Source organism: Carboxylicivirga sp. (assembly GCF_982718395.1).
Genome location: NZ_CEXQWX010000054.1, coordinates 1 through 24,582, shown reverse-complemented (window position 1 = coordinate 24,582; position 24,582 = coordinate 1). Strand labels below are relative to the sequence as shown.

Annotated in this window: 24 protein-coding genes; 7 read left to right on the top strand and 17 right to left on the bottom strand. The window is 35.8% G+C overall.

The features are described 5' to 3' along the window. Positions 1 to 241: 241 nt before the first annotated feature. The 8 genes from AC4MRQ_RS11860 to AC4MRQ_RS11825 form a co-directional block, all read right to left on the bottom strand. The gene (locus AC4MRQ_RS11860) at positions 242 to 1,120 is read right to left on the bottom strand and encodes a hypothetical protein (RefSeq protein ID WP_491197888.1); all 879 of its coding nucleotides are present in this window, start codon (positions 1,118 to 1,120) and stop codon (positions 242 to 244) included. A gap of 229 nt (positions 1,121 to 1,349) precedes the next feature. Next, positions 1,350 to 1,766: a hypothetical protein gene (locus AC4MRQ_RS11855; RefSeq protein ID WP_491197887.1), complete on the bottom strand. Its 417-nt coding sequence runs from the start codon at positions 1,764 to 1,766 to the stop codon at positions 1,350 to 1,352. Between the two features lie 342 nt (positions 1,767 to 2,108). Then, positions 2,109 to 4,196, bottom strand: coding sequence for a two-component regulator propeller domain-containing protein (locus AC4MRQ_RS11850; RefSeq protein WP_491197886.1), 2,088 nt, complete (start codon positions 4,194 to 4,196; stop codon positions 2,109 to 2,111). A gap of 103 nt (positions 4,197 to 4,299) precedes the next feature. Continuing rightward, on the bottom strand, positions 4,300 to 4,809 hold the full coding sequence (locus tag AC4MRQ_RS11845) for a hypothetical protein (protein ID WP_491197885.1): 510 nt from the start codon (positions 4,807 to 4,809) through the stop codon (positions 4,300 to 4,302). Between the two features lie 187 nt (positions 4,810 to 4,996). Next, positions 4,997 to 5,500: a hypothetical protein gene (locus AC4MRQ_RS11840; protein WP_491197884.1), complete on the bottom strand. Its 504-nt coding sequence runs from the start codon at positions 5,498 to 5,500 to the stop codon at positions 4,997 to 4,999. A gap of 63 nt (positions 5,501 to 5,563) precedes the next feature. Beyond that, a complete protein-coding gene (locus tag AC4MRQ_RS11835) occupies positions 5,564 to 6,073 on the bottom strand; it encodes an RDD family protein (RefSeq protein WP_491197883.1) in 510 nt (169 codons plus the stop codon). 91 nt (positions 6,074 to 6,164) lie between these two features. Further along, positions 6,165 to 6,500 carry a hypothetical protein gene (locus AC4MRQ_RS11830; protein WP_491197882.1) on the bottom strand — a complete coding sequence of 112 codons (336 nt, stop codon included), beginning with the start codon at positions 6,498 to 6,500 and terminating at the stop codon, positions 6,165 to 6,167. Between the two features lie 6 nt (positions 6,501 to 6,506). Continuing rightward, complete coding sequence (locus AC4MRQ_RS11825) at positions 6,507 to 6,824, bottom strand: hypothetical protein (protein ID WP_491197881.1); 318 nt, start codon at positions 6,822 to 6,824, stop codon at positions 6,507 to 6,509. A gap of 961 nt (positions 6,825 to 7,785) precedes the next feature. On the opposite strand from AC4MRQ_RS11825, the gene AC4MRQ_RS11820 reads away from it, so the two are divergent. The 3 genes from AC4MRQ_RS11820 (at position 7,786) to AC4MRQ_RS11810 (ending at position 10,281) form a co-directional block, all read left to right on the top strand. Beyond that, complete coding sequence (locus AC4MRQ_RS11820; protein WP_491197880.1) at positions 7,786 to 8,442, top strand: PQLLE family protein; 657 nt, start codon at positions 7,786 to 7,788, stop codon at positions 8,440 to 8,442. 522 nt (positions 8,443 to 8,964) lie between these two features. Next, positions 8,965 to 9,774 (top strand): SDR family oxidoreductase, encoded by an 810-nt coding sequence (locus AC4MRQ_RS11815; protein ID WP_491197879.1) that lies wholly within the window; start codon positions 8,965 to 8,967, stop codon positions 9,772 to 9,774. Between the two features lie 24 nt (positions 9,775 to 9,798). Next, a complete protein-coding gene (locus tag AC4MRQ_RS11810) occupies positions 9,799 to 10,281 on the top strand; it encodes a hypothetical protein (RefSeq protein ID WP_491197878.1) in 483 nt (160 codons plus the stop codon). A 287-nt stretch (positions 10,282 to 10,568) separates the two neighbouring features. Here the strand turns inward: AC4MRQ_RS11810 and AC4MRQ_RS11805 are convergent, their stop codons facing one another. From AC4MRQ_RS11805 to AC4MRQ_RS11795, 3 genes are all read right to left on the bottom strand, one after another. Next, the gene (locus AC4MRQ_RS11805) at positions 10,569 to 11,180 is read right to left on the bottom strand and encodes a fumarylacetoacetate hydrolase family protein (protein WP_491197877.1); all 612 of its coding nucleotides are present in this window, start codon (positions 11,178 to 11,180) and stop codon (positions 10,569 to 10,571) included. 6 nt (positions 11,181 to 11,186) lie between these two features. After that, positions 11,187 to 11,954: an exonuclease domain-containing protein gene (locus tag AC4MRQ_RS11800; protein ID WP_491197876.1), complete on the bottom strand. Its 768-nt coding sequence runs from the start codon at positions 11,952 to 11,954 to the stop codon at positions 11,187 to 11,189. A gap of 90 nt (positions 11,955 to 12,044) precedes the next feature. Continuing rightward, entirely contained in the window at positions 12,045 to 13,601 is a 1,557-nt protein-coding gene (locus tag AC4MRQ_RS11795; RefSeq protein ID WP_491197875.1) for a tetratricopeptide repeat protein, read from the bottom strand. A gap of 173 nt (positions 13,602 to 13,774) precedes the next feature. On the opposite strand from AC4MRQ_RS11795, the gene AC4MRQ_RS11790 reads away from it, so the two are divergent. The 3 genes from AC4MRQ_RS11790 (at position 13,775) to AC4MRQ_RS11780 (ending at position 17,107) form a co-directional block, all read left to right on the top strand. Beyond that, positions 13,775 to 14,518 (top strand): superoxide dismutase, encoded by a 744-nt coding sequence (locus AC4MRQ_RS11790; RefSeq protein WP_491197874.1) that lies wholly within the window; start codon positions 13,775 to 13,777, stop codon positions 14,516 to 14,518. 78 nt (positions 14,519 to 14,596) lie between these two features. Further along, positions 14,597 to 15,196: an NAD(P)H-dependent oxidoreductase gene (locus tag AC4MRQ_RS11785; protein WP_491197873.1), complete on the top strand. Its 600-nt coding sequence runs from the start codon at positions 14,597 to 14,599 to the stop codon at positions 15,194 to 15,196. 48 nt (positions 15,197 to 15,244) lie between these two features. Next, positions 15,245 to 17,107, top strand: a complete 1,863-nt coding sequence (locus AC4MRQ_RS11780; RefSeq protein WP_491197872.1) for a monovalent cation:proton antiporter-2 (CPA2) family protein — start codon at positions 15,245 to 15,247, stop codon at positions 17,105 to 17,107. Positions 17,108 to 17,402: 295 nt separating this feature from the next. On the opposite strand, the gene AC4MRQ_RS11775 is transcribed toward AC4MRQ_RS11780, so the two are convergent. The 5 genes from AC4MRQ_RS11775 to AC4MRQ_RS11755 all read right to left on the bottom strand — a co-directional run bounded on the left by AC4MRQ_RS11775 (position 17,403) and on the right by AC4MRQ_RS11755 (position 21,837). Further along, positions 17,403 to 18,602 (bottom strand): DUF418 domain-containing protein, encoded by a 1,200-nt coding sequence (locus AC4MRQ_RS11775; RefSeq protein WP_491197871.1) that lies wholly within the window; start codon positions 18,600 to 18,602, stop codon positions 17,403 to 17,405. A 168-nt stretch (positions 18,603 to 18,770) separates the two neighbouring features. Beyond that, on the bottom strand, positions 18,771 to 19,526 hold the full coding sequence (tpiA, locus tag AC4MRQ_RS11770) for a triose-phosphate isomerase (protein WP_491197870.1): 756 nt from the start codon (positions 19,524 to 19,526) through the stop codon (positions 18,771 to 18,773). Between the two features lie 16 nt (positions 19,527 to 19,542). Then, on the bottom strand, positions 19,543 to 20,751 hold the full coding sequence (locus AC4MRQ_RS11765) for a BT_3928 family protein (RefSeq protein WP_491197869.1): 1,209 nt from the start codon (positions 20,749 to 20,751) through the stop codon (positions 19,543 to 19,545). A 13-nt stretch (positions 20,752 to 20,764) separates the two neighbouring features. Then, positions 20,765 to 21,319 carry a DUF1599 domain-containing protein gene (locus AC4MRQ_RS11760; RefSeq protein WP_491197868.1) on the bottom strand — a complete coding sequence of 185 codons (555 nt, stop codon included), beginning with the start codon at positions 21,317 to 21,319 and terminating at the stop codon, positions 20,765 to 20,767. 275 nt (positions 21,320 to 21,594) lie between these two features. Next, on the bottom strand, positions 21,595 to 21,837 hold the full coding sequence (locus AC4MRQ_RS11755; RefSeq protein ID WP_491197867.1) for a hypothetical protein: 243 nt from the start codon (positions 21,835 to 21,837) through the stop codon (positions 21,595 to 21,597). 192 nt (positions 21,838 to 22,029) lie between these two features. On the opposite strand from AC4MRQ_RS11755, the gene AC4MRQ_RS11750 reads away from it, so the two are divergent. Further along, complete coding sequence (locus AC4MRQ_RS11750) at positions 22,030 to 22,695, top strand: TonB family protein (RefSeq protein WP_491197866.1); 666 nt, start codon at positions 22,030 to 22,032, stop codon at positions 22,693 to 22,695. Between the two features lies 1 nt (position 22,696). Here the strand turns inward: AC4MRQ_RS11750 and AC4MRQ_RS11745 are convergent. Further along, the coding region (locus AC4MRQ_RS11745; protein WP_491197865.1) for a sensor histidine kinase at positions 22,697 to 24,582 on the bottom strand (1,886 nt) is incomplete at its 5' end.

The following is a 24,582-nucleotide window of genomic DNA, read 5'->3' as shown; positions in this document are numbered from 1 at the left end:
ACTTATTTTTTATCAATATGCATTTCATCTCCTCCCAATGAATGCCAACGTTCGGCAATAAGAAACGTAAGTGATTTCGAAGCTCTTACCTATTAAGTTGCACTGAGCCAAATCTCTGAATTGTTTTTATCTTTTCCTTTCAAAAGCCAAATCAAAGATTTGGCGGTGTTCACCGAAGCTATGGCCTGACCAAAACATTGCGAATCCCGAAATGCGCTATGGCAGCGTGTTAGCTGTAGTTTTATTTTCTTAATAATATTGGAATAATTAACTCGGCTGTTACTGGTTTTCCAGCCTCCAGTCCACATTCCCACTTACCTATGCTTCTTAATATCTTATCTAATTGATTCTCAATCATTGTCTGTTCTATTGAAGGCTTATAGTAATTACCATAGGTGCCGTTGAAATAGAATTCTCCGTTAATATCAATAATTACCCTTGCATTTATTAAATACGAATCCCCAATACTCATAAAATATTCTGGAAGTATTAGACTTTCGTTAACAATTTCATTTATAGCTTTAAAATCAAGAGAATTTTGGGGTAGAAAATCACAGTTAGATACATATTCAATTCCATCTCTACTTTCTATTAATCTTTTCGAAGGTCTTTGTAATGGGTAATCTACGGGATTTAATACAAGTTTTTTGATAAAGTCATAATTATAATATTTCTCTTTTTCTTTATTGTAGCGCCATCCAAATATTTGACCACGTACTTTTCCTTCCTTTACAGGGACATAGAACTCTCCGCAAATGGATACTTCATAATTATTGCTTCCTAGATAATCTAGTCTATCCAACGCTAAAATCCACTCAGTATTTGGTTTAAAATGGTCAATATATGGTCTACATTCATTCCCATTGTCTCCCCAAACTACTATTGTGTCATTGAGCTCAATACCTCGCAGCTTTTCAATGATTAAAAATTTCATTGAATGTGGATTCATAGGCAAACCATGAGTTCCAATTGAATCATATTCAATGACCTTCCCGTAAACCACAATGTCTGTTGCCTGATTTGAATAAACAAAACCTCCCAAATAGCCACAGTCACAAGCTTTTGTATGTGAACTTACAATACAAATTAAGACTGCTAATATGGTAAGTACTTTATTCATTCCTTAATTTCATTTTATATTCATGGTTAATGCAAATTACAGCCAATGGTTTGGCTGCATGGCGCTGTAGCAGATTTGCGTTGAGATTGTCCGTCCGAGAGGACGAGACTATCGAGGCGGGAATCTGCCCAACCCAAACGAGCCGGACCCCTGCTATGCATTATGTGCGGCATGTTGTAGCCTGTGCTTTATTCTGAATAATTATTAATTAAAAACTTCTATTAACCTACTAAACTTGTCTTAATAACTTTTTCTCAACGAAATCTATCTCATCATTAAGTCTAGAATGAACACCTAAGGTGATAATTGGTAACAACAACAAAATTCCAACAATAATTAAAGGATCAATTAGAAAAGAAACAGATGTTGTAATTAGAAATATTACTGAAATAAATACGTATAATTTATAGGTGTCAACATATATTTTCAACTTAGTACAGTTTTCTTCTTTCAATAATTCTAAGCGCATGTTAAATCGAAATCTTAATGGCATTTCTGATTTAAACTCATGTGCTAAAATTAAGTCCGAATAATAAATCAAATGAGTTGATTTTAATTGTTCGACATTACTTTTCTTATACTTATTCTGCAATAAGTTAGATAATTTGTAAAATTTGTCTCGTTGATAACTATATTCTTTTTTCATACATGTCCTAAGAAATTATATGTATTTGTCTGAATTTACTTTGATACTCATTATTAGGGTTAATAAACATATTACATTCGTTCAGCTGACTCCTATATGACAGTTAATCCAAACAATTTTGAAATGAATAAGAATCGAAATGTGCAATTGCTATGAAAATCTATTTTGAGGTGATAACACTTCTTAGTCAACAAAATTTGCATCTCATCCTCTTTGTTATTTGATTTTTCGATTCATTTTTTTAGATAAACACAATTTGCTGTTGCATTCTTATTTTTTTAATTCTCAATTAAGACAAATGAAAGGCACCAGTATTACCTGATGCCTGAAATCCAATATTTTCTACAATTTAATAAACTTAACCTGTCCAAGGTTATTTCCATACCTGATCTTTAAAAAGTAAATTCCGCTATTTAAATCAGCAACATTGAGAGTTATTTGATCTGAGTAGGGCAGGCTTACTTGTTTTTTCACATTGCTGTATGTATCATAAATATATACATTAAGGTCTTTTATTTTGCTTTGCTCCGGCAAAAAATTAAACCTAATATTAAAAGAACTTACTACTGGGTTAGGTGATATTTCAACTTTTTCCACTGAAAAAGCAGGCATTTCATTAAGGGAGGTTGGTGTTGAAGAAATATCAACTCCATTTTCATTGTAAATGCCGACACCCCCTGTTGTACCAATCCATTTATTACCCTTCTCATCTATGGCAAAAGAACGACACCAACTTGCAGGTAGGCCGGAATTTTCCATTGTATAATGTTCGTAATAAGTACCTGTGAATTTTGTCATTCCATTACTCCCTGTAAACCACTTATCATTTTCATTTCCTGGATGCATTTCACCTCTCCAGCCAAATCCAAGGTGTGAATGTATATTCCATGATATATCATCGAATTCTATAACTTCCATATTGGTATATATCCACTTAGTCTGGTTCTTGTCAATTGAAATAGCATTGATATTATCAATATTGACACCTGAATTAGCCGTGTTTAAAATCTCCCAATCTGAATTATCAAATTTTGCAATACCACTTCCTCCGGTTCCAAACCATTTTACACCATCGGAATCAATTTCAACGCTACCGACATTATTTGATGGTAATTGGGAGTTATCAGTATTAAAAGTAGTCCAGTTTGTTCCATCAAATCTTAAAACACCTTCTCTGGAAGTTATCCAGATATCTCCGTTTGTAGGGTCTACATCTACATCTCTAATTATTGCAAAAGGCAATGGTGAATTGGTGTGATCTAACATACTCATGTTCTGGCCATCAAACTTACCAAGGCCACTATTAGTTGCAAGCCATACATTTCCATCGAGGTCGGATGTTATTGATAACACCTGCGTTAGGTAAAAGTCTGAATTTTTTCCGGTAAAATTTATCCAATCTGAACCGTCAAACCTGGCAGCTCCATGATTTGTACCAAACCATTTGTATCCATTGTTATCTATGTGAATATCATAAACCAGTGCATCCGGTAACCCTGATGTTGCTGTTTTATAATGCTGTGAAGTCGATTGGTCAAAATACACAATGCCATCATTGGTGCCAATCCAAAAATCCCCGTTATTAACAACTTCTATTGTTTCAACCTCTTTTCCAGATAGTTCCGGAATATATGGATAAATATTCCTCCCATTGTCATCATATTTACAGATGCTTCCGCTTCTAAGCCCAAACCACTTGGTGCCAGTCTGGTCAATGGCAAGACATTTCGGTGTATCTGATGAAACCATGGATACAATACCCTGATCAATTTTGTAAACACCGGTGTTTAAATTAAACCATATGCTTTTATCTATATTTACGATTAGATCAAAAACATAATCAGAGGGTAATGCTGTGTTTGAGGAATTATATGTAGTCCATTGATTATTGTCAAGTTTTGTAATACCTCTGCCAAAGGTTGCAAACCATATTGTATTGTCACTATCTACCACAATGTCTGTAATATTAGTTGGATGTCCCAAATTTTGGTTATTATATCTAACCCATTGTGAATCATCAAACATTGCGCACCCGCTATTTTGTGTCCCAAACCATTTATTGCCCTGGTTGTCTATTGCTACTGACCTAACAATATTATCAGGAAGCTCATTTATGTAAACAGTCCAGTTTGAATCGTCATAAGAAGTAACTCCATTCAATGTTGCAAACCATTTTTTTCCATTTTCTTCGATGGCAATAGATTGAACACGATTATCACCCAGGCCTGAATTGGTGCTTGTGAAGAGTTCTTGTTCACCGGTTGCTTTATTAAGTCTAATCACACCCCCATCTGTTGCCAGCCAAAGATATTCACCCTCTTCTTTAACATCAACAACTTCATGTGTGGCAGTAATACTAATCCATTGTTGTTGTGCAAATAGATTACAGTGAATCAAGAAAAAAGAAAATAGTGTAAAAAGCTTTGTCATTATTATAGTTTTATTAAGGTTGCTATGTTAAATATAGAATTTATCATTTACCAATGATAATTACATGTATTCTTTGTCCGTCACATTATTGGCTACGGCTCGGCTATGAAGCGTGTCGTTCTTTTATCTTTTCTTTTAGGTTTTTCTTTACTAAATTTTCAAATTCCTCTTCAGGGAGCTTAAAGTCTTCACGTTCATATAATTCAAAATGTCTTATGTATTCATATTTTCGTGAGATTTCGTAGGCAAATGATATTTTCCTCATTTTTTCAGGATGGGCACATAATCTTCGATGTTTAACTTTTCTGTTGAGTCCGTATTTTTTGTCAACAAGTTTGATTTTCTCGTTCAGTAACTCAATTCCAATTGTGTCATTATTAAGATTAAATGATTCAAGACTGTCTAATGAAATTGTCATTTGTCTCAATTCTGCATATGCTTGAGAATACCAATGATTAAACAACTCATATCTTAAATTCTCACTATCAACTGTAATAACAATGTCAAGATGTCCAGGAAAGAATTTTGAACCTTTTCTTGAAGTATAAGATGTCTGAGCCAATAAGTTAAATTGAATAAATCCTATAATAAGGAATATCAGAGTTCTTTTCATTACTAGTCGATTTAGCTTAATTATTGATACTTCGTTGTTAATAGTTTCCATCTGGGCATTCTGTATGCACACCAACGGTTGGCCGCATGGCGCTGTAGCAGATTTGCGTTGAGATTGTCCGTCCGAGAGGACGAGACTATCGATGCGGGAATCTGCCCGACCAAAACCCCACCGGCTCTGCTATGCGCTATGGCGGCGTGTTAGCCATTGTGATTTTTTTCTTCTTTTGATTTTCCCTAAATAGATTTTCAAATTCTTCAATATAATTTCTTTTTTCTCTATAAATCTGGAAGTTGGTCATTGCTATAAAACCAACAAAGATTAATAAAAAACTACCCAACAATTCTAAGTCAAAGCCTGATGTAATAAATTGATAAATAGCTATAATTGGAAGGACAATTAAACTAATCAATATCATTGTAGTCATGCTGTCTGATAGTTCTACTTTCCCATTAATAATAACTTGACTATCATTTTTGTAAATCTTTCCATTTAGTTCAGAGAAGTCCGTTACTCTAAACCAATCTCTGTCAAGCCATAACTTGAATGTTGTTCTTTCTATTTCACCTTTAAATTCAGATTTTTTTGTGTTAACGTACTTTCGCTTAAATGCTGTCACAAATTCATTGGAATTCAATGGACAATCAATCTCGATATTTCGTTCGAATTTTAGAAGTTTCTTTATTGTCATACGAATGTGTGTTTTTTCATAATGGCTAACGGCCTGCCGCCTGCTATGCTTTATTGCGGTTTGTTAGGCATTGTTATTTATCACCACTGTTTTGGCAATGAAATCATGTAAAGCTCGTCTTTTTTTGTTAGTTAACATTGTTACTACTTCAATGATAAACCAAGCTAGACTGACATAACTCAACATCACTGATTCATGAGCAATATCGATTTCACTGTAGTGTCCAATCTTAATTGTCACGATAACTAATTTTATTAGTACCAATATTTGAATAAATAAAGGTATACTGTCACGTAATAATGCTTGTAATAAACTTAGTCCCTTTTCCTCTGACACATCAACAACACTAACTTTCATTATTCGCTTACCGACAGTTTGGCCATATTTCCAATGAAGTAGAATGCTATATGCAAAATACATTGTATAGCTAATTAGTAACCAAGGAATCACGATAAATAGGCTTTTGTCTGGCTTTAAAAATATGAAATCGAATAGTACAAATGGAAGTAATATAATTCCATCGAAAAAGCCAGCCCAGAATCGGCCTGAAAATGTGTTGTATTTGTTGTCCATTTATATTTTGTTTTACTTGGTTTAATAATGCCTAACGATTAGTATATGAAGCGTGGCCTGTCGATAGGCGGCTATGACTTCATATACAGTGTTATCTACTTTTTTCTCTTTTAATTATCTTATCGTTTTTCAAATCGAATACAATTGGGCTTCCTTTCTTTTCAGGGGTCCATCCATCTTCAAGTGCTTGCCTAATTATCAATTCCGCATCTTTAGGTTTCACTATTTTTAAATTCAAACCCTCGACATTTGGAAACTCAACCCAATAGTCATTAATATCTGTATCAAAGTAAACTTCAATTTTCTGACCTTTAACATTCTCTTTTTCTGCAACGAACGCATTATACCCATCATTTGGCCCTACTAACCATCTGTATTGAGTGTTATCAATATTGATTATTCTTGATTTCTTTTTCGGTAAAGCCATAATTCATTAATCACAATAAGCTATCAGTCCAAAGTTGTCTTTTGTGGCACTAGAAACAATTTTGAATAGTTTGCTGACTGCTTTTATTTTTAGTTCGCCTTCTCTCACTTCAGGATACGTGGCTAAAATCAAATCGTACAAGCCCAAAGTTGAATCCTTGCTTAACCTAAAATCCGACCAGAAATCGAATTTTTCAGATATTAGATTTCTCTTCTTTAGATCCTCAAAGTCACTCAATTCTAAACCGTCAATCCTTACCATTCCGATCTTTTCAGGCCAATCAGGTTTTGGTGTATCATCTGATATTTTGTAAAAGTCTAACATTTGATCTTATTGTAGATAACTTGTTTTTATCATGCAATGCATGTTATTTCAAATATAGAAAAAGTTTAATGCAATAATACATACCTATATGGCATGTATAATGGTACTATTATGTTTGTTGTATATTCTAATATGTATTGCATGACTGATTACTTTTTTTTCATTATTATAAAAAAATTTGCTGTACCACCCCCTTATATCCAATCCACGCTTCACTTGGTAGGGCAACTTAAACCATTAACCAAAACAGCTATATATTGCTATGCATTTAGCCTTGGTAATTATTTCCGATTAGTGTATGCGAAATTAGAAGTTTTGTTGAGGTGCGCAAATAATGTTTAACAAAAGTTTCTGGAGTTTAATCAAAATATTTGCAATAGAGGGCAGACCAGGCACTACCATAAACTTACAGAGCAACCCCACTTTTATGCTGAGCAACCTCACTTTTATGCTGAGCAACCTCACTTTTATGCTGAGCAACATATAAATGACTCGGAGCGATGCCACTTTTATGTTGAGCAACATATAAATAGCTCAGAGCAACGCCACTTTTAGGAAGAATGGTATATAAATGGCAATGAGCAATTATGTTTTTTCGTCAATTGCTATGTAAATTAATAGAAGTATCATCTAAGTGGTGTTTTTCATTCTTTTGTTTGTTAGGAGTAGGGAAAATCATTATTTATTAATAATGATCAAGAGGGGGAGAGCCTTGTTTAAGTTTGTTTGTGAAGTGTGTTTGCGATAATTTGATGCTTCTATTGGCTTAATAATAGGGTGTTAGTGGTGTAGTAGTGTTTTTTCTTCTTATGCATATTTGTATAGGTAATTTTTAGATGATGGCATCTGATGCGATCATTAGTTTTTTTCTTGGTATCAATAAAAAAATGTTTGCTTACTATTTGATCTTTTAAAAGCATTACATATCTTCATAATTGTTAATCATTAAACCCTCAAAAATATGGGATATAATAAAGGAATAAACGATCGTATGGAATACTATCGTTTGGTTATTTGGAACTCGCATGAGGATGAAACCATCCGTTCGCGTTTCGAACCGTTCGGCATTGATGAAGAACGTCACCTTGCCAATAAAGCTTTATTCAACGAAGCCAGTGATCTGATTGCTAAAAATGAATCGGAACATGCCGAATGGCGAAAGGCCAGCGACGTTTTTAGTGCAACTCAGGATTCGGCCCGCAGAAAGAAGACTAAGATTGCTCAGTTTCTCAAATTCTGGTACGATGCCGATTCGCCGGAAGCCATTGATCTTGGACTGTACAACAACAAAATCAGTAAGTACAGCGATTTAATGAAAACGGGTCGTCAATTCTATTCAGTGTTATTAGCCAACGAGGCTATCTTAACCAAGTTGATCCCGTTTGGTTATACGACTGAGTCTATTACTGCCGATCAGAATGAACTCCTGTCGCTGGATAATTTACGCCAGAAACGCGAACAGGAAAGCGGTGATGCACAAGTGTCCACCAAAGAGCGCAATGCCAAGCTCGATGAACTGGATGAACGTGTTTCAGAGATGGTACGTTTGGCACGCCTGATCTTCCAGGACGCCGAGGCTCAATATCTCGAAAAACTTGGTGTCGTAGTTCGCTCATAATTAGGATTCCGGGATGCAATTTATGGGCTTCAATGTTGCAAGTGTTAAGCCTTTGGCATCCCGTTTTATAAGTCTCAACCTTTTCCAAAGTTTAAAACTTTGGAAAAGGTTTTTTAATTAACTCCCCAATTCCCCAGTTCCTCAATTCCCCTCTTATACCAAATGCGATCCTTATGTGCGGTTTTTGGTATTAGCACATATGGTTATCACCAATAGCCAGGTACGTCAATTTATTTTTAGAGGTCAGTAGTTAAATACCTATAGTAAAATGGCCTGTACTGATCAGTTTTAGTGCGTTGGCCAGTCAAAAAGGCGGGCCGGCGATGGCTTGTGGGATGAAGCTTCTTTTTGACTAGACCTTTTTGTTTATCTTTTTGTGGCAATGACAAAAAGTAAAAGCCCGATCCGGCTTGAGGATCATATAATACTATGGTTTATTTAAAATAGGGTAACTATCTACTGACCTCTGTTTATTTTTATATCACCGATAAATAGCTATTTTCACGCTTTAATTTATCGAATATGCAAAATAAGGTAATCATTATAACAGGTGCTTCATCGGGAATTGGATTGGCATGCGCGCGTGAATTTGCACAAAGGGGCGCCAAGTTAGCTTTAGCTGCTCGTAGTGCCGAAAAGTTGGTAGAGATTGAGCATGAACTTAAAACTAATGGTACTGAGGTTATTTCAGTAAAAACAGATGTAAGCATTGAGGATGATTGTAAACACTTGATCAGTGAGACCCTGAGAGCTTTTGGGCGAATCGATATCTTAATGAATAATGCAGGTATTTCGATGCGGGCCGCTTTTCAGGATGTTGAATTAAGTGTGCTTAAACAACTGATGGATGTTAATTTCTGGGGAACTGTTTATTGCACAAAGTATGCTTTACCATCTCTATTAGAAAATAAAGGATCGGTGGTTGGTGTATCGTCCATTGCCGGATTTATTGGCTTGCCTGGCCGTACAGGATATTCGGCTTCTAAATTTGCGATGCATGGCTTTTTAGAAACCATCCGTGTTGAAAATTTGAAGAAGGGCTTGCATGTTTTAATTGCTGCGCCCGGTTTCACCGCTTCCAACGTGCGTAAAGCAGCTTTAACTGCGGACGGCAGCAATCAGGGTGAGACTCCTCGTAAAGAAGAAAAGATGATGAGCGCCGAAGAAGTAGCCATTCATTTGGCCAAGGCCATCATAAAACGTAAGCGCACTTTGGTTTTAACATTTGTAGAAGGTAAGCTGACTGTATTCTTAAGTAAATGGTTGCCAAAGTTGTTAGATAAGCTTAGCTATAACCATATGGCTAAAGAGCCGGATAGTCCGGTAAAATAATTATTCAACCTGCTCAACTTTTGTATGATAAAAACAAATCGAATAACAATAATTATTACTTTGTGTTTCCTGTATTCGTTTTTATCGGGTATGAGTGGGTGTTATCCGCTTCATAAAATAGAAAAAGGTTCGATCTTTAAGATGAGAGATGGTTATCCGGTCGTTAAGAATGATTCGCTATATATACATTTACTTATAGCCTTCGAGCATCGGGTTTTCAATGATTACTATGATTATACTATAAAACCGAAGGCTGTTACAGAGAACAAAAGTTTATATTTTAAATCACAAAGCTTTATTGGTGATTCGCTGAAAAAGGAGGGAGTGTTGGTTGATGATTTTTTTGGAGGCATCTATGAGTATGTTGACACAATTAATATTGAAAAGTTAGCAAGCAAAGAATTCGAAATTGCACTGGAGCACTATCTTGTACATCATAAGAAACCTGAACATCGAAATAAAATAGATTTCGATGATTATGTGATTTATTCCTGTTTAAATGAATAGCTAAAAATAAGAGGACAGCCTCTTCGTATCTAAACGTCACGTTTCAGACTATAATTATTTCTTTGGCCAGAGCAGATTTGTAATCTGTGCTAAACCATGACGTAATTTGAGAACAAGGCACGAATTGCAAATTCGCGCCAGCTAGGGCTTTTGAAGGTTATCTAATCTACACGACATATAACGATTAAAACAAACAAGGCTGTTTCTTACACGAAACAGCCTCATTTGTTTTATAATAATATATGCACTGTGCACCAAGCACTGCGTACTAGATATTTACAATCAACCTACTTCACTAAAAAGTCAAATAGTAATTTATCTTCAATATAACCTTTTAATCGATCGTTAATGGATACAGGACCTACACCTGCCGGAGTACCAGTGTATATGAGATCACCAATTTTTAAAGTAAAATACTGGGATACGTGAGAAATGATCCGGTCAATCGGAAAGATCATATGACTGGTATTTCCAATCTGTACCGTTTCGCCGTTTTTTTCCATATGGAAATTAATATTTTGAATATCTCCAAACTTGTTTTTGTCGATAAACTTTGACAAAACAGCTGAACCATCAAAAGCTTTGGCTTTTTCCCATGGTAATCCTTTGCTTTTTAGTTCCGATTGCAGATCACGCGCTGTAAAATCCACTCCCAAGGCTATTTCATCGTAATAACGGTGTGCAAATTGGGGAGCAATGTTTTTACCAATACGGTTAATTCGAATCACTAATTCCACCTCATGATGAAAATCTTCTGCGAAATCAGGTATAAAGAATGGCTTGTTTTTAAGCAATAAGGCCGAATCAGGTTTAGCAAATATTACCGGTTCGCTTGGCATTTGATTATTAAGCTCCTCAATATGCTTTACGTAGTTACGACCAACGCATAAAATCTTCATGACTGATTATTTATTGAAGTTACGCAGTTTGATATTAGTCAGAACCTTCTTGGTAAACAACGGAAAATCACCATTCATCATCCAACCATAGTATGAAGGATCTTTACTAAGAACCTCCTCAACACTTTTACCTTTGTATTTACCAAAATTAAATACTTCAACTCCCTTGTCGTTAAAAATGATGCGGCCAATAAAGTCTGCATTACGATTAAACGAAGAGAAGTCATTCAAAAATTCAATGTTGTTCTCCAATTCTTCATAACGATCCAACTGGGCTTTTAATACTTCGTAGGTTGCTTTAGTATCTGCCTCAGCTGAGTGCGCGTTGTTTAAATCTTTATCGCAGTAGAATTTATAAGCTGCTCCTAAGGTGCGCTTCTCCATTTTATGGAAGATGGTTTGCACATCAACAAACTTGCGTTTTTTCATATCGAAATCAATTTCCGCACGGATAAATTCTTCAGCCAGCAATGGCACATCAAATTTGTTGGAGTTAAAACCTGCAATATCACATCCTTCCATAATCTTGGCCAGTGATTTTCCAAGTTCTTTAAATGTTGGTGCATCTTTTACATCTTCATCATAAATCCCGTGAATTTCAGAAGTTACTTTGGGAATTGGCATTTCCGGATTGACTTTATAGCAAAGGGATTCTTCTGAGCCATCAACATTTACTTTTAAAATAGCTATTTCAACAATGCGGTCTTTTGCAATATTTATACCTGTCGTTTCAAGATCAAAAAATACAATTGGATTTTTAAGATGAAGCTTCATATTCTAGTGTAATTTTAATAATCAATGATCGGCAAAAATAGCGAAAACGAGGACTAATCCTTAGAAACTGTTTAAGTTTTATCCTTTGGTTTATTTAGATGAGTTTTCTTCTAGTTTTGGAACAACAACAAGGCGAATTCTATCTGCAATAGATTCGTATCTGTTGTCCGGAATAATGATTTCATCCATTAATGGCTCTATGTCATCGTGTTCAATATGAATTTGATAAGTTCCGGCAGTTAATGCCACTATAAAATCGGCTGAATCTTTGCTAACCTTGTAGGTTCCTATTAGATTATTTAGCGTATCAGTAACACTTACCTGAGGTTGAAAATCAGGAATTTGAATCTTCCTGTTCTTTCTTAATCGAATTTCATATTTAATAACAGCATTATAGGGATCGGTTCCTTTAAAAACCATTTTATAAATATCGTATTTACCAATACCTTCGGGACGAATTGCAGAAACATAAGCAAAGCGATTGTCTTCAACCCATGAAATATTGTAATTATTGTAGGTGTCATTTATCGGATAACCCATGTTGATTGGTTTGCCCCATTCTTGCTTTGTCGGGTTCCAATCGGCATAAAACAAATCGTATCCACCCATTGATTGTTCATTATCAGACGAAAAAAAGATACGATTACCATTAGCAGATAATACAGGAAAATTTTCGTTGTATTTGGAAGAGTTTATCTGGCCGGGAAGTAAGCGGGCTTCACCCCAATAACCAGTTGGTAGTTTTATTGCATAGTATATGTCTGTATTACCAATCTCATTTTCAGATGCAAATAAAACGGTATCTTTTCCTTCGGTCATCCATACACCATATTCAGCACCTCTTGCATCCAAAGGTGGTCCAAAATCCATTAGTGGTTCAAATCGATATCTTCCTTCATAAGAAGAAAAACCCATGGTTTCATCTCCATCACGATTGTGGAATGCAAATAACTGCGCACCGTCAGGTGATATGCCTGCAACCATTTCATCATAAATTGAATTAATCTGAGAACCAATGGTTTTGCCTTTCGTGAAATCAAGCCTCGCTTTTTCAGCCACACAAATATTATAGTAATAGATTCCGGCATAACTATTATAACGTTTATCCGATGCATAAAAAAGAGTGTGCTCATTCGAAGTTATAAAAGGACTAACCTCATTTCTCGGTGTGTTAATCGTTTTTCCAAGGTTAATAAACGAAACATCAACAGGTTTACCCATCAGGTTTTGTGCATTAACTATATTTTGCTTTAGCGTTGATAATTTACTGAATAGCTCTGTGTTGTTGGAAAGATGAGGTTCCACATTGGTTAGAATCTGACTGGCATCGTCAAACTTATGTGCATGAAATAACGCAATTGCTTTATTAAGTTTTGCCTCGTAATTGTTTGGTTTTAATTGAATAAGGCGATCGATATAGGGTAAAGCTTCTTCTCGCAAGGTATTGTCACTAAGGTAACAATCAATAATTTTCTTTAATAAATCAATATTGTCTTTGTCTTTGCGCCAAACACGAATATAATCTTTACGGGCTTTTTCGTAATTGTGATATTTGTAAAACTTGCCTGCTCGTTGCTCGTATTTTTTTTGTGAATAAGCATTGCAAAATAACAGAGCTAATAAAGTGATGGTAAAAAAGCGATTCATACAGCATTTAGGTTATTAACTTTAAAGAAAGTAAATTTTGGGTTAATTACATTAGTATTTTGACGAAAGATACAGACTGTTCGATGAGAGTAACCTGTTGTTATTTATTACGATGGATGCAGCTGAACAAACACACCTTGTACTTGTTAACAACTTAAAGCATTCTTATAACTATGAAGAGAAGACAATTTATTAATTTAATTGGAGTTGGAGCTGCTGCAGCTTGCACAGGGACAGCTAAAACCGAAACCAATAGTGATAAAGAAAATAAGGCACTTAAAACTTCACCAATTACAGGACATTTTTTTCCGGCCTTGCCATATAATTACGACGCTTTAGAGCCTCATATTGATGCAACCACGATGGAATTGCATTACGATAAGCATCACCGTGGATATTTTAAGAAGTTTACCAACGCTATTGAAGGGACTTCGCTTGAAACAACATCAATGCCTGCTATATTCTCTGAAGTTTCGAAGCATGGTACAGCTGTTAGAAATAATGGCGGAGGATATTACAATCATATGCTTTTTTGGGAGAGTTTAAGTCCTGAAGGTGGCGAACCATCAGCTAAGTTGTTAAGCCATCTGATCAAGAATTTTAAATCTTTCGATGCATTTAAAGAGGATTTCTTTAAAGCTGCTAAAACACAATTTGGAAGTGGATGGGCCTGGCTTATTCTGGATGCAGATAAAAAATTAAAAGTTGTTTCAACTCCAAATCAGGATAATCCTTTAATGGATGTTGTTGAGCAAAAGGGAATTCCGTTATTGACTATTGATGTTTGGGAGCATGCGTATTATCTCAATTATCAAAACAAACGGGGAGATTATATTAATGCTTTTTGGAATATCGTTAATTGGAAGGTTGTAAGTAAGAGGCTTGAGAAGGCCCTAAAGGGCGAGTGGATAGGATAAGCAAATCTTCATATAATTATAAAGAGCCCTTTTTGTTAAAAAGGGCTTTTGTGTATTTTTATGGTTCAATTTTAAGAAATGAAGAAGGTTTTAATAATATATGCGCATCCGATTGAGAATAAATCGCGGGTGAATAAGCAATTGATCAATGCCGTATCAGATATGGATCATGTGACAATTAACAATTTGTATGAGAATTATCCGGATTTCTTTATCAATGTAAAATACGAGCAAGGATTATTGTTGAAACATGATATTATTATCTGGCATCATCCTTTATATTGGTATAGTGCTCCTGCAATATTAAAAGAGTGGTTTGACCTGGTGCTGGAACACGGATTTGCCTATGGAAGAGAGGGAAATGCATTAAAAGGGAAGTGGGCAATGAATTGCATTACAACAGGTGGCAGGGAAGCAACATATCAACCTGATGGAATGAATCGGTACACAGTGGGACAATTTTTACTACCTTACAACCAATCAGCTAACTTGTGTAAAATGCAGTATCTATCACCTTATGTAATCCATGGTGTTCATTTACTTAACGAAAGCAGTGTGGCAGAGGAGATTCAGGCTTATGTGAATATGGTTAAAAATCTTAGAGATGATGTGTTTGATCTTAATGAGTTGAAATCAAATGATTATTTAAACAAGATTATTAAACGGATTAATAACTAAAACTGTAAAAAAGATTCAATGCATCTCGATGATATATTTTTTCAAATAATGATATACCTTCTGGCAGCTGTTATTTCGGTACCGGTAGCCAAGAAGATCGGATTAGGTTCTGTTTTGGGCTACCTGATAGCCGGGATTGTAATCGGTCCCTTTGTTTTAGGCTTAGTCGGTAGCGAAGGTGAGGACGTGATGCATATAGCTGAATTTGGAGTTGTCATAATGCTGTTCATAGTTGGTTTAGAATTACACCCAGGAATGCTATGGCGGATGAAGCGACTGATATTTGGTTTGGGTGGTATGCAAATTGGCATTACGGCACTAATTTTTGCTTTTATAGCATCATTTTTCTGGTTGAATGCGGCACAGTCAATAACTACCGGGTTAATTTTGGCATTGTCGTCGACTGCAATAGTGCTGCAAACATTAACTGAAAAAGGCATGTTACAAACGCGTGGGGGGCGGCATAGCTTCTCGGTTTTGTTAATGCAGGATATTTCTGTAGTACCCATATTTGCTATTTTGGCCTTGTTAGCCAATCAGGTTGTGACGGAATCAGGTGTTATTGCTGAAGCACCGGAACAGCCCGGAAGTGGCTGGCAGCAGTTAATCATTATTATAGGAGCCGTTGCTATTATTATCATTGGAGGACGGTACCTTGCACATTATGTCTTCAAACTCATTGCAGAAACCGGTTTACGGGAATTGTTCACAGCAACAGCATTGCTTTTGGTTATAGGAATTGCGGCTTTTATGGATGTAGTTGGTTTGTCGCCGGCTCTGGGTACATTTTTGGCAGGAGTTGTTTTAGCCAACAGTGAGTACCGGTATGAACTGGAGGATAATCTCGAACCCTTTAAGGGGCTGCTGTTGGGTGTTTTCTTTATCTCAGTTGGAGCGAGCATAAATTTTGATCTGCTAATTGAACATTGGCAGTCAATACTGCTGATTCTTACTTTAGTTGTAGGGGTAAAGCTTATTGTTCTGTTTTTACTTGGAAAGATATTCAAGCTTGAACTGGCACATAATATGCTTTTTACTTTTAGTTTGGCACAAGCCGGGGAGTTTGGGTTTGTCTTAATATCCTTTGCATCTCAGAATGCTATTTATGATGACATTACAGCAGGTATTCTTTTAATTGTTGTAGCGTTATCAATGCTGATCACGCCTGTTCTTTTTATTGTTAATGAACACTTTATTCAGCCTCGTCTCATAAAAAGTACATCACGGGAGGCAGATGAAGTAGAAAGTAATGGGCGACCAGTAATAATAGCAGGATTTGGTCGCTTCGGTCAGGTGTTGGGACGATTTCTGAATGCTAATGGTGTTAAATTAACCATTATTGATAACAATCCGCATAATGTTCAATACCTTAAGAAGTTCGGGTATAAAGTGTATTTTGGTGATATTACACGCAAAGATATGTTGGAAGCAGCCGGAGCTGCTAATGCAAAAGCTTTGGTTGTGACCATGAGCGAACGGCATCAAATTGATAAGTTAGTAGAACTGGCAAGAAAGCACTTTCCGAATCTTAAACTAATAGTAAGAGCAGTTGATGTGGCTCATGAACTGGCTTTACAAAACCTTGGTGTAGAAGGACACCGACAAGCCATTTTTGACTCTGCCATTCAGTTGGGAACTGATGCTTTAACATCATTAGGTTTTAGTCGTCATCAAAGTTACCGCTCTGCACTTACTTTTAAGCATTTGGATAAACGTTTTATGAAAAATCTTCAACAGCGGTACTCCAAGGATGACCCTCATTTTTTAATGGAAACAAGACGCTTTTCAGAGCATTTGGAAAACATACTATTGATGCAGCAAAAGCATCCTTATCAGGAAATGGATTGCGCTTGGGATACACATTCTTTAATTGAGGAAGCGCGGGGAGATGATGAGGAAGTAAAGGAGTAAATTAGTATGGTTCGAACTTTGGTATGTTTCTTGCTTGAAACTGAATAAAGCAAGAATTATATGAACAGCAAGAAGGACAATCAAATGGTAAAACACCTGGCTATAGAATTGAGCTTGGCTCTTGCAATCTCATTGATAGGAGCATTATTGATATATATTAGTTTGGTGTATTAGAAGTACTTATTAACTTAGATTACGTATTTTATATTTTAAATCAAAAGGGGCCCGAGGCCCCTTTAAATTTTAATAAAAACCCAAGAACAAGCAAGCTCTGGATTCATCAAGCTATTGGGAATTAAGCCACGCTTCTAGTCCGTTGAGGCGAACGTGAAGGAAGATTAAGCCATGTTAATTTATGCCAGATACCTTCAAGCGGGCCGTGTTTATACCTCTTAGCCCACCAATGGCAAAATAATCCCGTAATTAATGTAAGCAACAAGCCTATTGCTAAACTATAAGTTGATCCAGCGTATTTATACATTGCTAATCCATATCCATAATAAATAGTTGAGCCTAAAATCGATTGCATAACATAGTTGCTCAAACTCATTTTACCCAACGGGACAAATAGAGTAAAGAATTTTTTAAACGCCTGCTTTTGAAAAAGTAAAACGATTCCTGATACCCACACTAACATCAAAGCAATATCAGGCCATGGATTAAAGATGGTTGTGACAGATCGCTTAATGGCTGCACTTTCAATCCAACCAGGGAGTGTGATTTTAATTGGGTATAAGATGATAGCAGAACAAGCTGCTATAATCAAGACTCTGGTCCAAAATCGATTGGATGATTCAGAAGTAACAAATAATTCTTTTCGACCGGCAACAAGTCCAAGCAGAAACATGGCGTAAATAATAAAGAATCGACCATTTTCCCAGTTCCATAATAGAACAGCTTTTTTACCATTTGTGATATTACCAATCCATGTGTTAATAATTGAAGAATGCGTTATATACTCCTGCATTTTGCCAAAATATGTCCATGATAACGGGTTGGATAACTCCATTGATGGATTTTGGATGGCTTTTATCAGGCCGCTCCATTCGAGCGGCTGTAAAAGAATAACCAAAGCAATACTGACAAGCCATCGGTTACTTAACCTGGCTACTGGAATTAGAAGAAAACCGATGACCGCATATATGGTTAAGATGTCTCCTTGAAAGAAGAAGGAGTTGAACAATCCAAAACCAAATAATAGGATTAACCTCCAGGCAAAGCGTCCTCTGAAATCTTTTCCTTTTCGCTCTTGATTTTTGGATTGAATAAAAAATGTCAATCCAAATAACAAAGCAAATATTGAATAGGACTTGCTGGCAAAAAGAAAGAACAGGCTGTCCCAAAGATGTTTGTCCAGTTTGACCATCCAATCGGGTAAATTAGGAGGGAGGAAGTAAACATCGAAATGTTCAAGGTTATGAAGCAGCATTATGGCTACGATAGCAAAGCCTCTTAAGGTGTCTACCACATACAGGCGTGAGTTGTTGGAATTCATTGATAATGTTTGTGTAAAGGTTTAATGATAACAAACGTAATAAAACGAAATGAACTGTTGGTATTATTTGCTTATTTATCATTAATCTAAGCACATTGTAATATAAAAAAAGACCGTCATGGACGGTCCTTTCTTCTGAAAAACTATTTTGAGTTACTTGACTCTTAATTAAAAGGCAGCAATAATGCCGTGAAAATCTTCTGCTTTTAGTGAAGCACCGCCAATTAATCCACCATCCACATCAGGATTTGCGAATAATTCTTTAGCGTTTGAAGGCTTACAGCTACCTCCATATAAAATGCTGGTTTCGTCAGCTACTTCAGTACCATATTTGTTGGCCAAAGTCTGACGGATAAAAGCGTGAATTTCTTGTGCTTGCTCTGGAGATGCAGTTTTACCTGTTCCAATTGCCCAAACTGGTTCATAAGCCAAAACAACTTTAGCAAAATCTTCAGCTGATAGGTGGAACAAAGCTTCTTCGATTTGTTCTTTTACAACATCAAAATGCTTACCTGCTTCGCGCTCTTCAAGAACTTCACCAATACAAAAAATAGGTGTTAAGTCATTCGCCAGAGCAAGATCTGTTTTTTCTTTTAAGATGGCGTTTGTTTCACCATAGTAAGCACGTCTCTCTGAGTGGCCAAGAATTACATATTGTGCTCCTGTAGATTTTACCATAGATGCTGAAGTCTCACCTGTATAGGCTCCGCTTACTTTGTCAGCACAGTTTTGAGCTGCAACACCAACAAGTGCGCTATCCACAGATTTTGCAACTTCTGTCAAATGAATAAATGGAGTTCCAAGTACAACTTTGCAATTTGGCTTGTTGGCTGTCAAAATCTCGTTCACCTCTTTGGCTAATGCAACACCTTCTTCAAGCGTGTTGTTCATTTTCCAGTTCCCTGCAACAATGTTTTGTCTCATTGATAAAAATTTAAGTTTATTTGAATTTGTATATTATAACAAGCATTCCCATCATTGCTGTAAAGCATAACCATAGCCATGTTCTTTCATTGGTATGACTTAAAGCTTGAATCGAATGTGAAAGTGGATTCTTAAGCTCATTAGCCGATGGTAATTGAGAATGATTGTATTTTGCAATTATTGTTCCTGCTTGGATGATTACTAATCCAGGGTTCCCCCTGATAATCGTTTTTAATGTTGTCTCGTCACACAGAGCATATTCGAAGTTAGCCGCATGTTTCTTGTCGAACGCATTACAATCTTCACTTAAGGAGGCCGTTGCAACATAAAAGTCTAAATCATTTTTGTAGGCCATATTTTTGATGTCAATAAAGGCCTTAATGTTTTCGGTTGAGGCCTTATTTAATTTTGGGGCAACCATCAAAAAAACAGGCTTTTCGCTATTGATAATCCGATTGGTAATATCTTCATCATCTGTCGAAGTAAAACTTAAGGCGGCAATAGGCGGTTGATAGCCTTCTCTGATAACTTTTGTCTTGCTATCAACAAATACCCATGTACTATCCTCGTACGGATAATTATCTACTCCGAATTCTTTCTTAACGCCATCTTTTTCCAGGATAAAACTGGTTTCATATTCCCCTTCGTCAGCTCCTTCAGGAATTGCCATGTTTTCAGGTATATTACTGCCAACTTTATAAGGACGAAAATCAATGACCGGTAAATATTTGATGCAATATACAGATAAACCAATAGCAAATGAGAACCCTAAAAGCGTTATCAGGTGTTGCCGAACAGGGCTTAGTTTTGCATCAAACTCTTTACGTTTATTATACACAACCAAGCTAAATGGCAGAATAATAATATTCTTAATAAAAGTCTCCCAGTTGCTAAGTTTGATTGCATCGCCGAAACAGCCACAGTCGGAAACCGGTTCGAAAAGTGCTATGAATAATGTAATAATGGTGAATGCTCCCATAAAGAGCAAAGTAGGCAGTGCTACTTGTTTTATTTTTAGACCCAAAACAAGGTGAAAACCAAGAATGAACTCAACCGTAGAAAGTGCGATAGCAAGAATTAAGCCAATGCTATCAGAATTATGAATTCCTATTACTTCCAGATATTCACTGATTTTGATTGCTCCGCCTTTAGGATCAACGGCTTTTACAAACCCGGAGAATATAAAAATAGCGCCAGTTAAAATGCGACTTAGCAGTTTCAACATCGTTAATTATTATTTAAACAGTTTCGTTTTCGGGAAATTCAAGTTTGATCAAAGCAAATATGGCATAATTAATCATGTCCATATAATTAGCATCAATACCTTCTGAAATAAGGGTTTGACCTTCGTTGTCTTCAATCTGTTTAGTACGGTGAAGTTTCATCAGAATCAAGTCAGTGAAAGAGCTGACACGCATTTTCCGCCATGCCTCATCATAATCATGGTTTTTATTCTCCATTAACGCCTTAGAGGCATATATATTCTCCAAGTACATTTTCAAAGCCTCTTCATGATCCATCTCCGGTTGGTCAGCTGGTTGAAGAGATAGTTGTACGAGAGCCATGGCACAGTAGTTGACAATGCCAATAAACTCATCGCGGATACCTTCTTCAACCTTGGATGTACCCTTAACCTCAATACTTCTGATGCGCTGTGCTTTGATAAAAATTTGATCGGTCATGCTTGAAGGGCGCAGGATGCGCCACGCTGTTCCGTAATCTTTCATCTTTTTTTCAAAGATGTCTTTGCAAATATTTATGACGTGATCGAATTGACTATCTGTTTTTGTCACTTTGTGAACTTTTTAATGGAGGCGTAAAATTATCAAAAATTGATAAATATAGTAGTATAATCAATTAGATTCTGACAATTAATAGGATTCTTTAGTATAAGATTGGTAATTAGATATCTAAAAGGAAAGAAAAGTATAAAGCAGGCTTTTGGCCGAAATCGACCCACGGGCTGCTGTGATGGAAATGTCCTTGCCAGAAGGAAATCCCAGTCAAAAGCCTAGACGAATATAATGCATTAATTTTGTATAATTATACAAAAAACGAATTTATACTTCTATTTTTTTATAATTCTTATCGCAATACCGATTATAGCACCAACACCTCCGCAGATAGCAATATTGCTTTTGATTTTTGTAACACCAGCAATTTTTTGACCTAAGGCTATAATTTCATTGCCAGCTGGTTTAAGAAGAGTTGATAAACTTATATAGGTATCCGCAATTTTACCGAACAAAAGGTAACCAATTATTAAACCCGCAATTGCAAATGTAATAACAGTAAGAATTGTCTTTGTCATAAACTGTTTTAGTTTCTTTACGAACTTAATGAAAAAATGATACGTATATATGGTACATCTAATTTATAATCGCATCTGTTTTGATATAGAGCTATAATTCACTCCAAGAATTAGAATCATCATACCACTGAATCATTAATGTTAATCCAATAGAAAAGCATGGTCTTATTTAAAATAGTTGTATATTCCACTATGCTTAGGTTACATCGTATGCATTATAACAGGATAAACAGGTTGGTATTGGTCGTATCGTTACAGATGATATTTATATCAATGATTCGTGGCCAGGAAAAGAAACTTGTTACGAAGGAGAATGGTTTGTATAAAGAAGTTTGCTGGGTTAGTGTGCAAGATACTTCTCTAAGGCAGGGTTTGAGCACAAAATACTATAAGGGCAAAGTGATAGAAAAAGGATATTATCGTGATAATACTCGGGTGGGTAAATGGCGCTTTTATAATTTAAATAGCATTTTAGATTCAGAGTATGATTTTGACCGTGACGAACTTATAGTGATTAGTGGATATGACAGGCATGATTTAAAAATAATGTCGCCTTGTCTTTTTAAAGGTAGTCCGTTAATTCCTTATTTATATTTGGTCAATAATCTTGGGTATCCTGAAAAGGCCATTAATGAAGATGTTGAAGGTAAGGTCGTTTTAGCTTTAAAAATTAATGCCAAAGGCCAGATCATTGGCTTTTATCTTGCGCAAAAATTACACCCTGTTATAGATAATGCAGTTGTTAAAGTTGCCAAAACAATGCCACAAAGCTGGCAGTTTATAGCTGCTACAAAGCATCGTCAGCCTGTCGCAGGCGAGTATCATATAGCAATAGAGTTTGAGTTGGAAAGAAGGTAACTTAAAATTGTAGTTTAGTCTGTATATAATTGGATAAATATTGATTGAGTTCCTGTTGGTTTTTTAATATCAGGTTATTGTTTTTAGCAATTGGACTGTAAATGACCTTTGACTGTTCATCATTATATAAAATGATTGTGCTTGATTGTACTTGTGGTATTGCCTGAAGCATTGTAAGTTCCTCATTGGTTAGTGCGGCATCTAGAATTATGGCAGCGATATTATGTGCCAATGGAATATTAAGTAATGCAGTATAAGAATATATTGATAGAGTTTTGGTATCGGTAATTGCTACTGGTGCAGGTTTAACCTCACTTGAGAAATAAACAATCGAGTATTTATTTTGGTAGTTTTGATTTTCAGGGAAATCAGAGGGAAGTACAAAATGAAAGTCAGAACCATGATTCTCTATCGATGAAACCCATAAGAAACCTCCCAGAACATTTGCCAGATGTTTACAGATGCTAAGTCCAAGTCCGGCACCTCCAAAATCCCTTGAGTTTTCATCATTTGCCTGCCTGAATTTGTGAAAGATATTGGGGATTTTCTTTTGAGGGATGCCAATTCCGGTATCTGATACAATAAATTCAATGGAATGATCAGGGCGATATTGGTACGAAAGTGTGATGGTGCCATCGTAGGTAAATTTAACGGCATTATCCAACAGGTGCCTTAGAACCTGCTTAACACGATCTTTGTCTGTTTTTAGTATAGATGGTTGTTGCAGCCCGATAGGCTCCTTTAAGCAAAATTCAAGATTTGGGTTTTTGTGAACCAAAGGCTGAATAAATTCGCTCATCTCCTGAATTACCTCATGTGGCGATACCTCTCCAATCTTTAATTTAACTAAACCAGACTCTATCTTTGAGAACTCCATAATATCATTCAATAAATTTAACAGCTCGTTTGAGCTATTTCTAACTATATTATGGAATTCTTTTCGCTCCTTATGACTTAGTTGTTCATCACTCATCAACTCAGTAAAACCCATAATGCTGTTAAGAGGAGTTCTTACTTCATGAGACATGTTGGCCAAGAATGATGATTTTAAGCGATCAGATTCTTCGGCTCGTTGTTTTGCCTTTATCATTTCTTGCTCCATATGTTGCCGTTCAGAGATATCTTTGAGCAAACAAATAGTCGATGGCGAACCTGAGATATTTATTGGAATGAGATTTAAGTCGATGGGTATTAAGCTATTCTTATCGCCTTTAATATGAAAAGTGTTTGACTGATTATTATTGTTGGTATTATCAAACATCCTCTTTAATTGATCTTGCTCAGTTTCAGTGAATAGGTTGAAGAACAAACGGTTATTGAGCTTGCTTCTTTTGGTTTTCAGTAATTCGTGGCATAAACGATTATGCTCAAAAACTTTGTAGTTTTTATCAACAAGCATAACAGGGAAAGAAGCATTTGCGACTGTATTCCTCAAATAGGTCTTAATATTTTTAAAAAGCTCAGGTTGCGTATTTAAATCAGTAATATCTTCAATAATTATAGAATAGACTTGAAGACTAATATCTTCTAATTCAATTGGTTTTATGGTCAGTTTTAGTTTCCGGCCTACGTCGTTTAAAATGTTTAGCCTATGGGAATCAGTTAAATCATGCTTTTTAAAGTTAATACCAAGCTGTTTATCCCATTTGCTGAATCTATTAGTGTTAAGTGATTTAACTAAGGTTTTATAGGCAGTATTAGAATAAATTACTTTTAATTTTTCATCTGATATACATGCAGCGTAAGGAATAAGATTGACAAGTTGTTGAAGATTATCAGAAATACGCCTTGCATCATTTTTAATAGAGAAGGAGGATTTTAACCTGTTTTTATTGCTTTTGTTGTTTCTGAGATTGATGTAGAGGTATGCCGCAAGTGATAAACCTA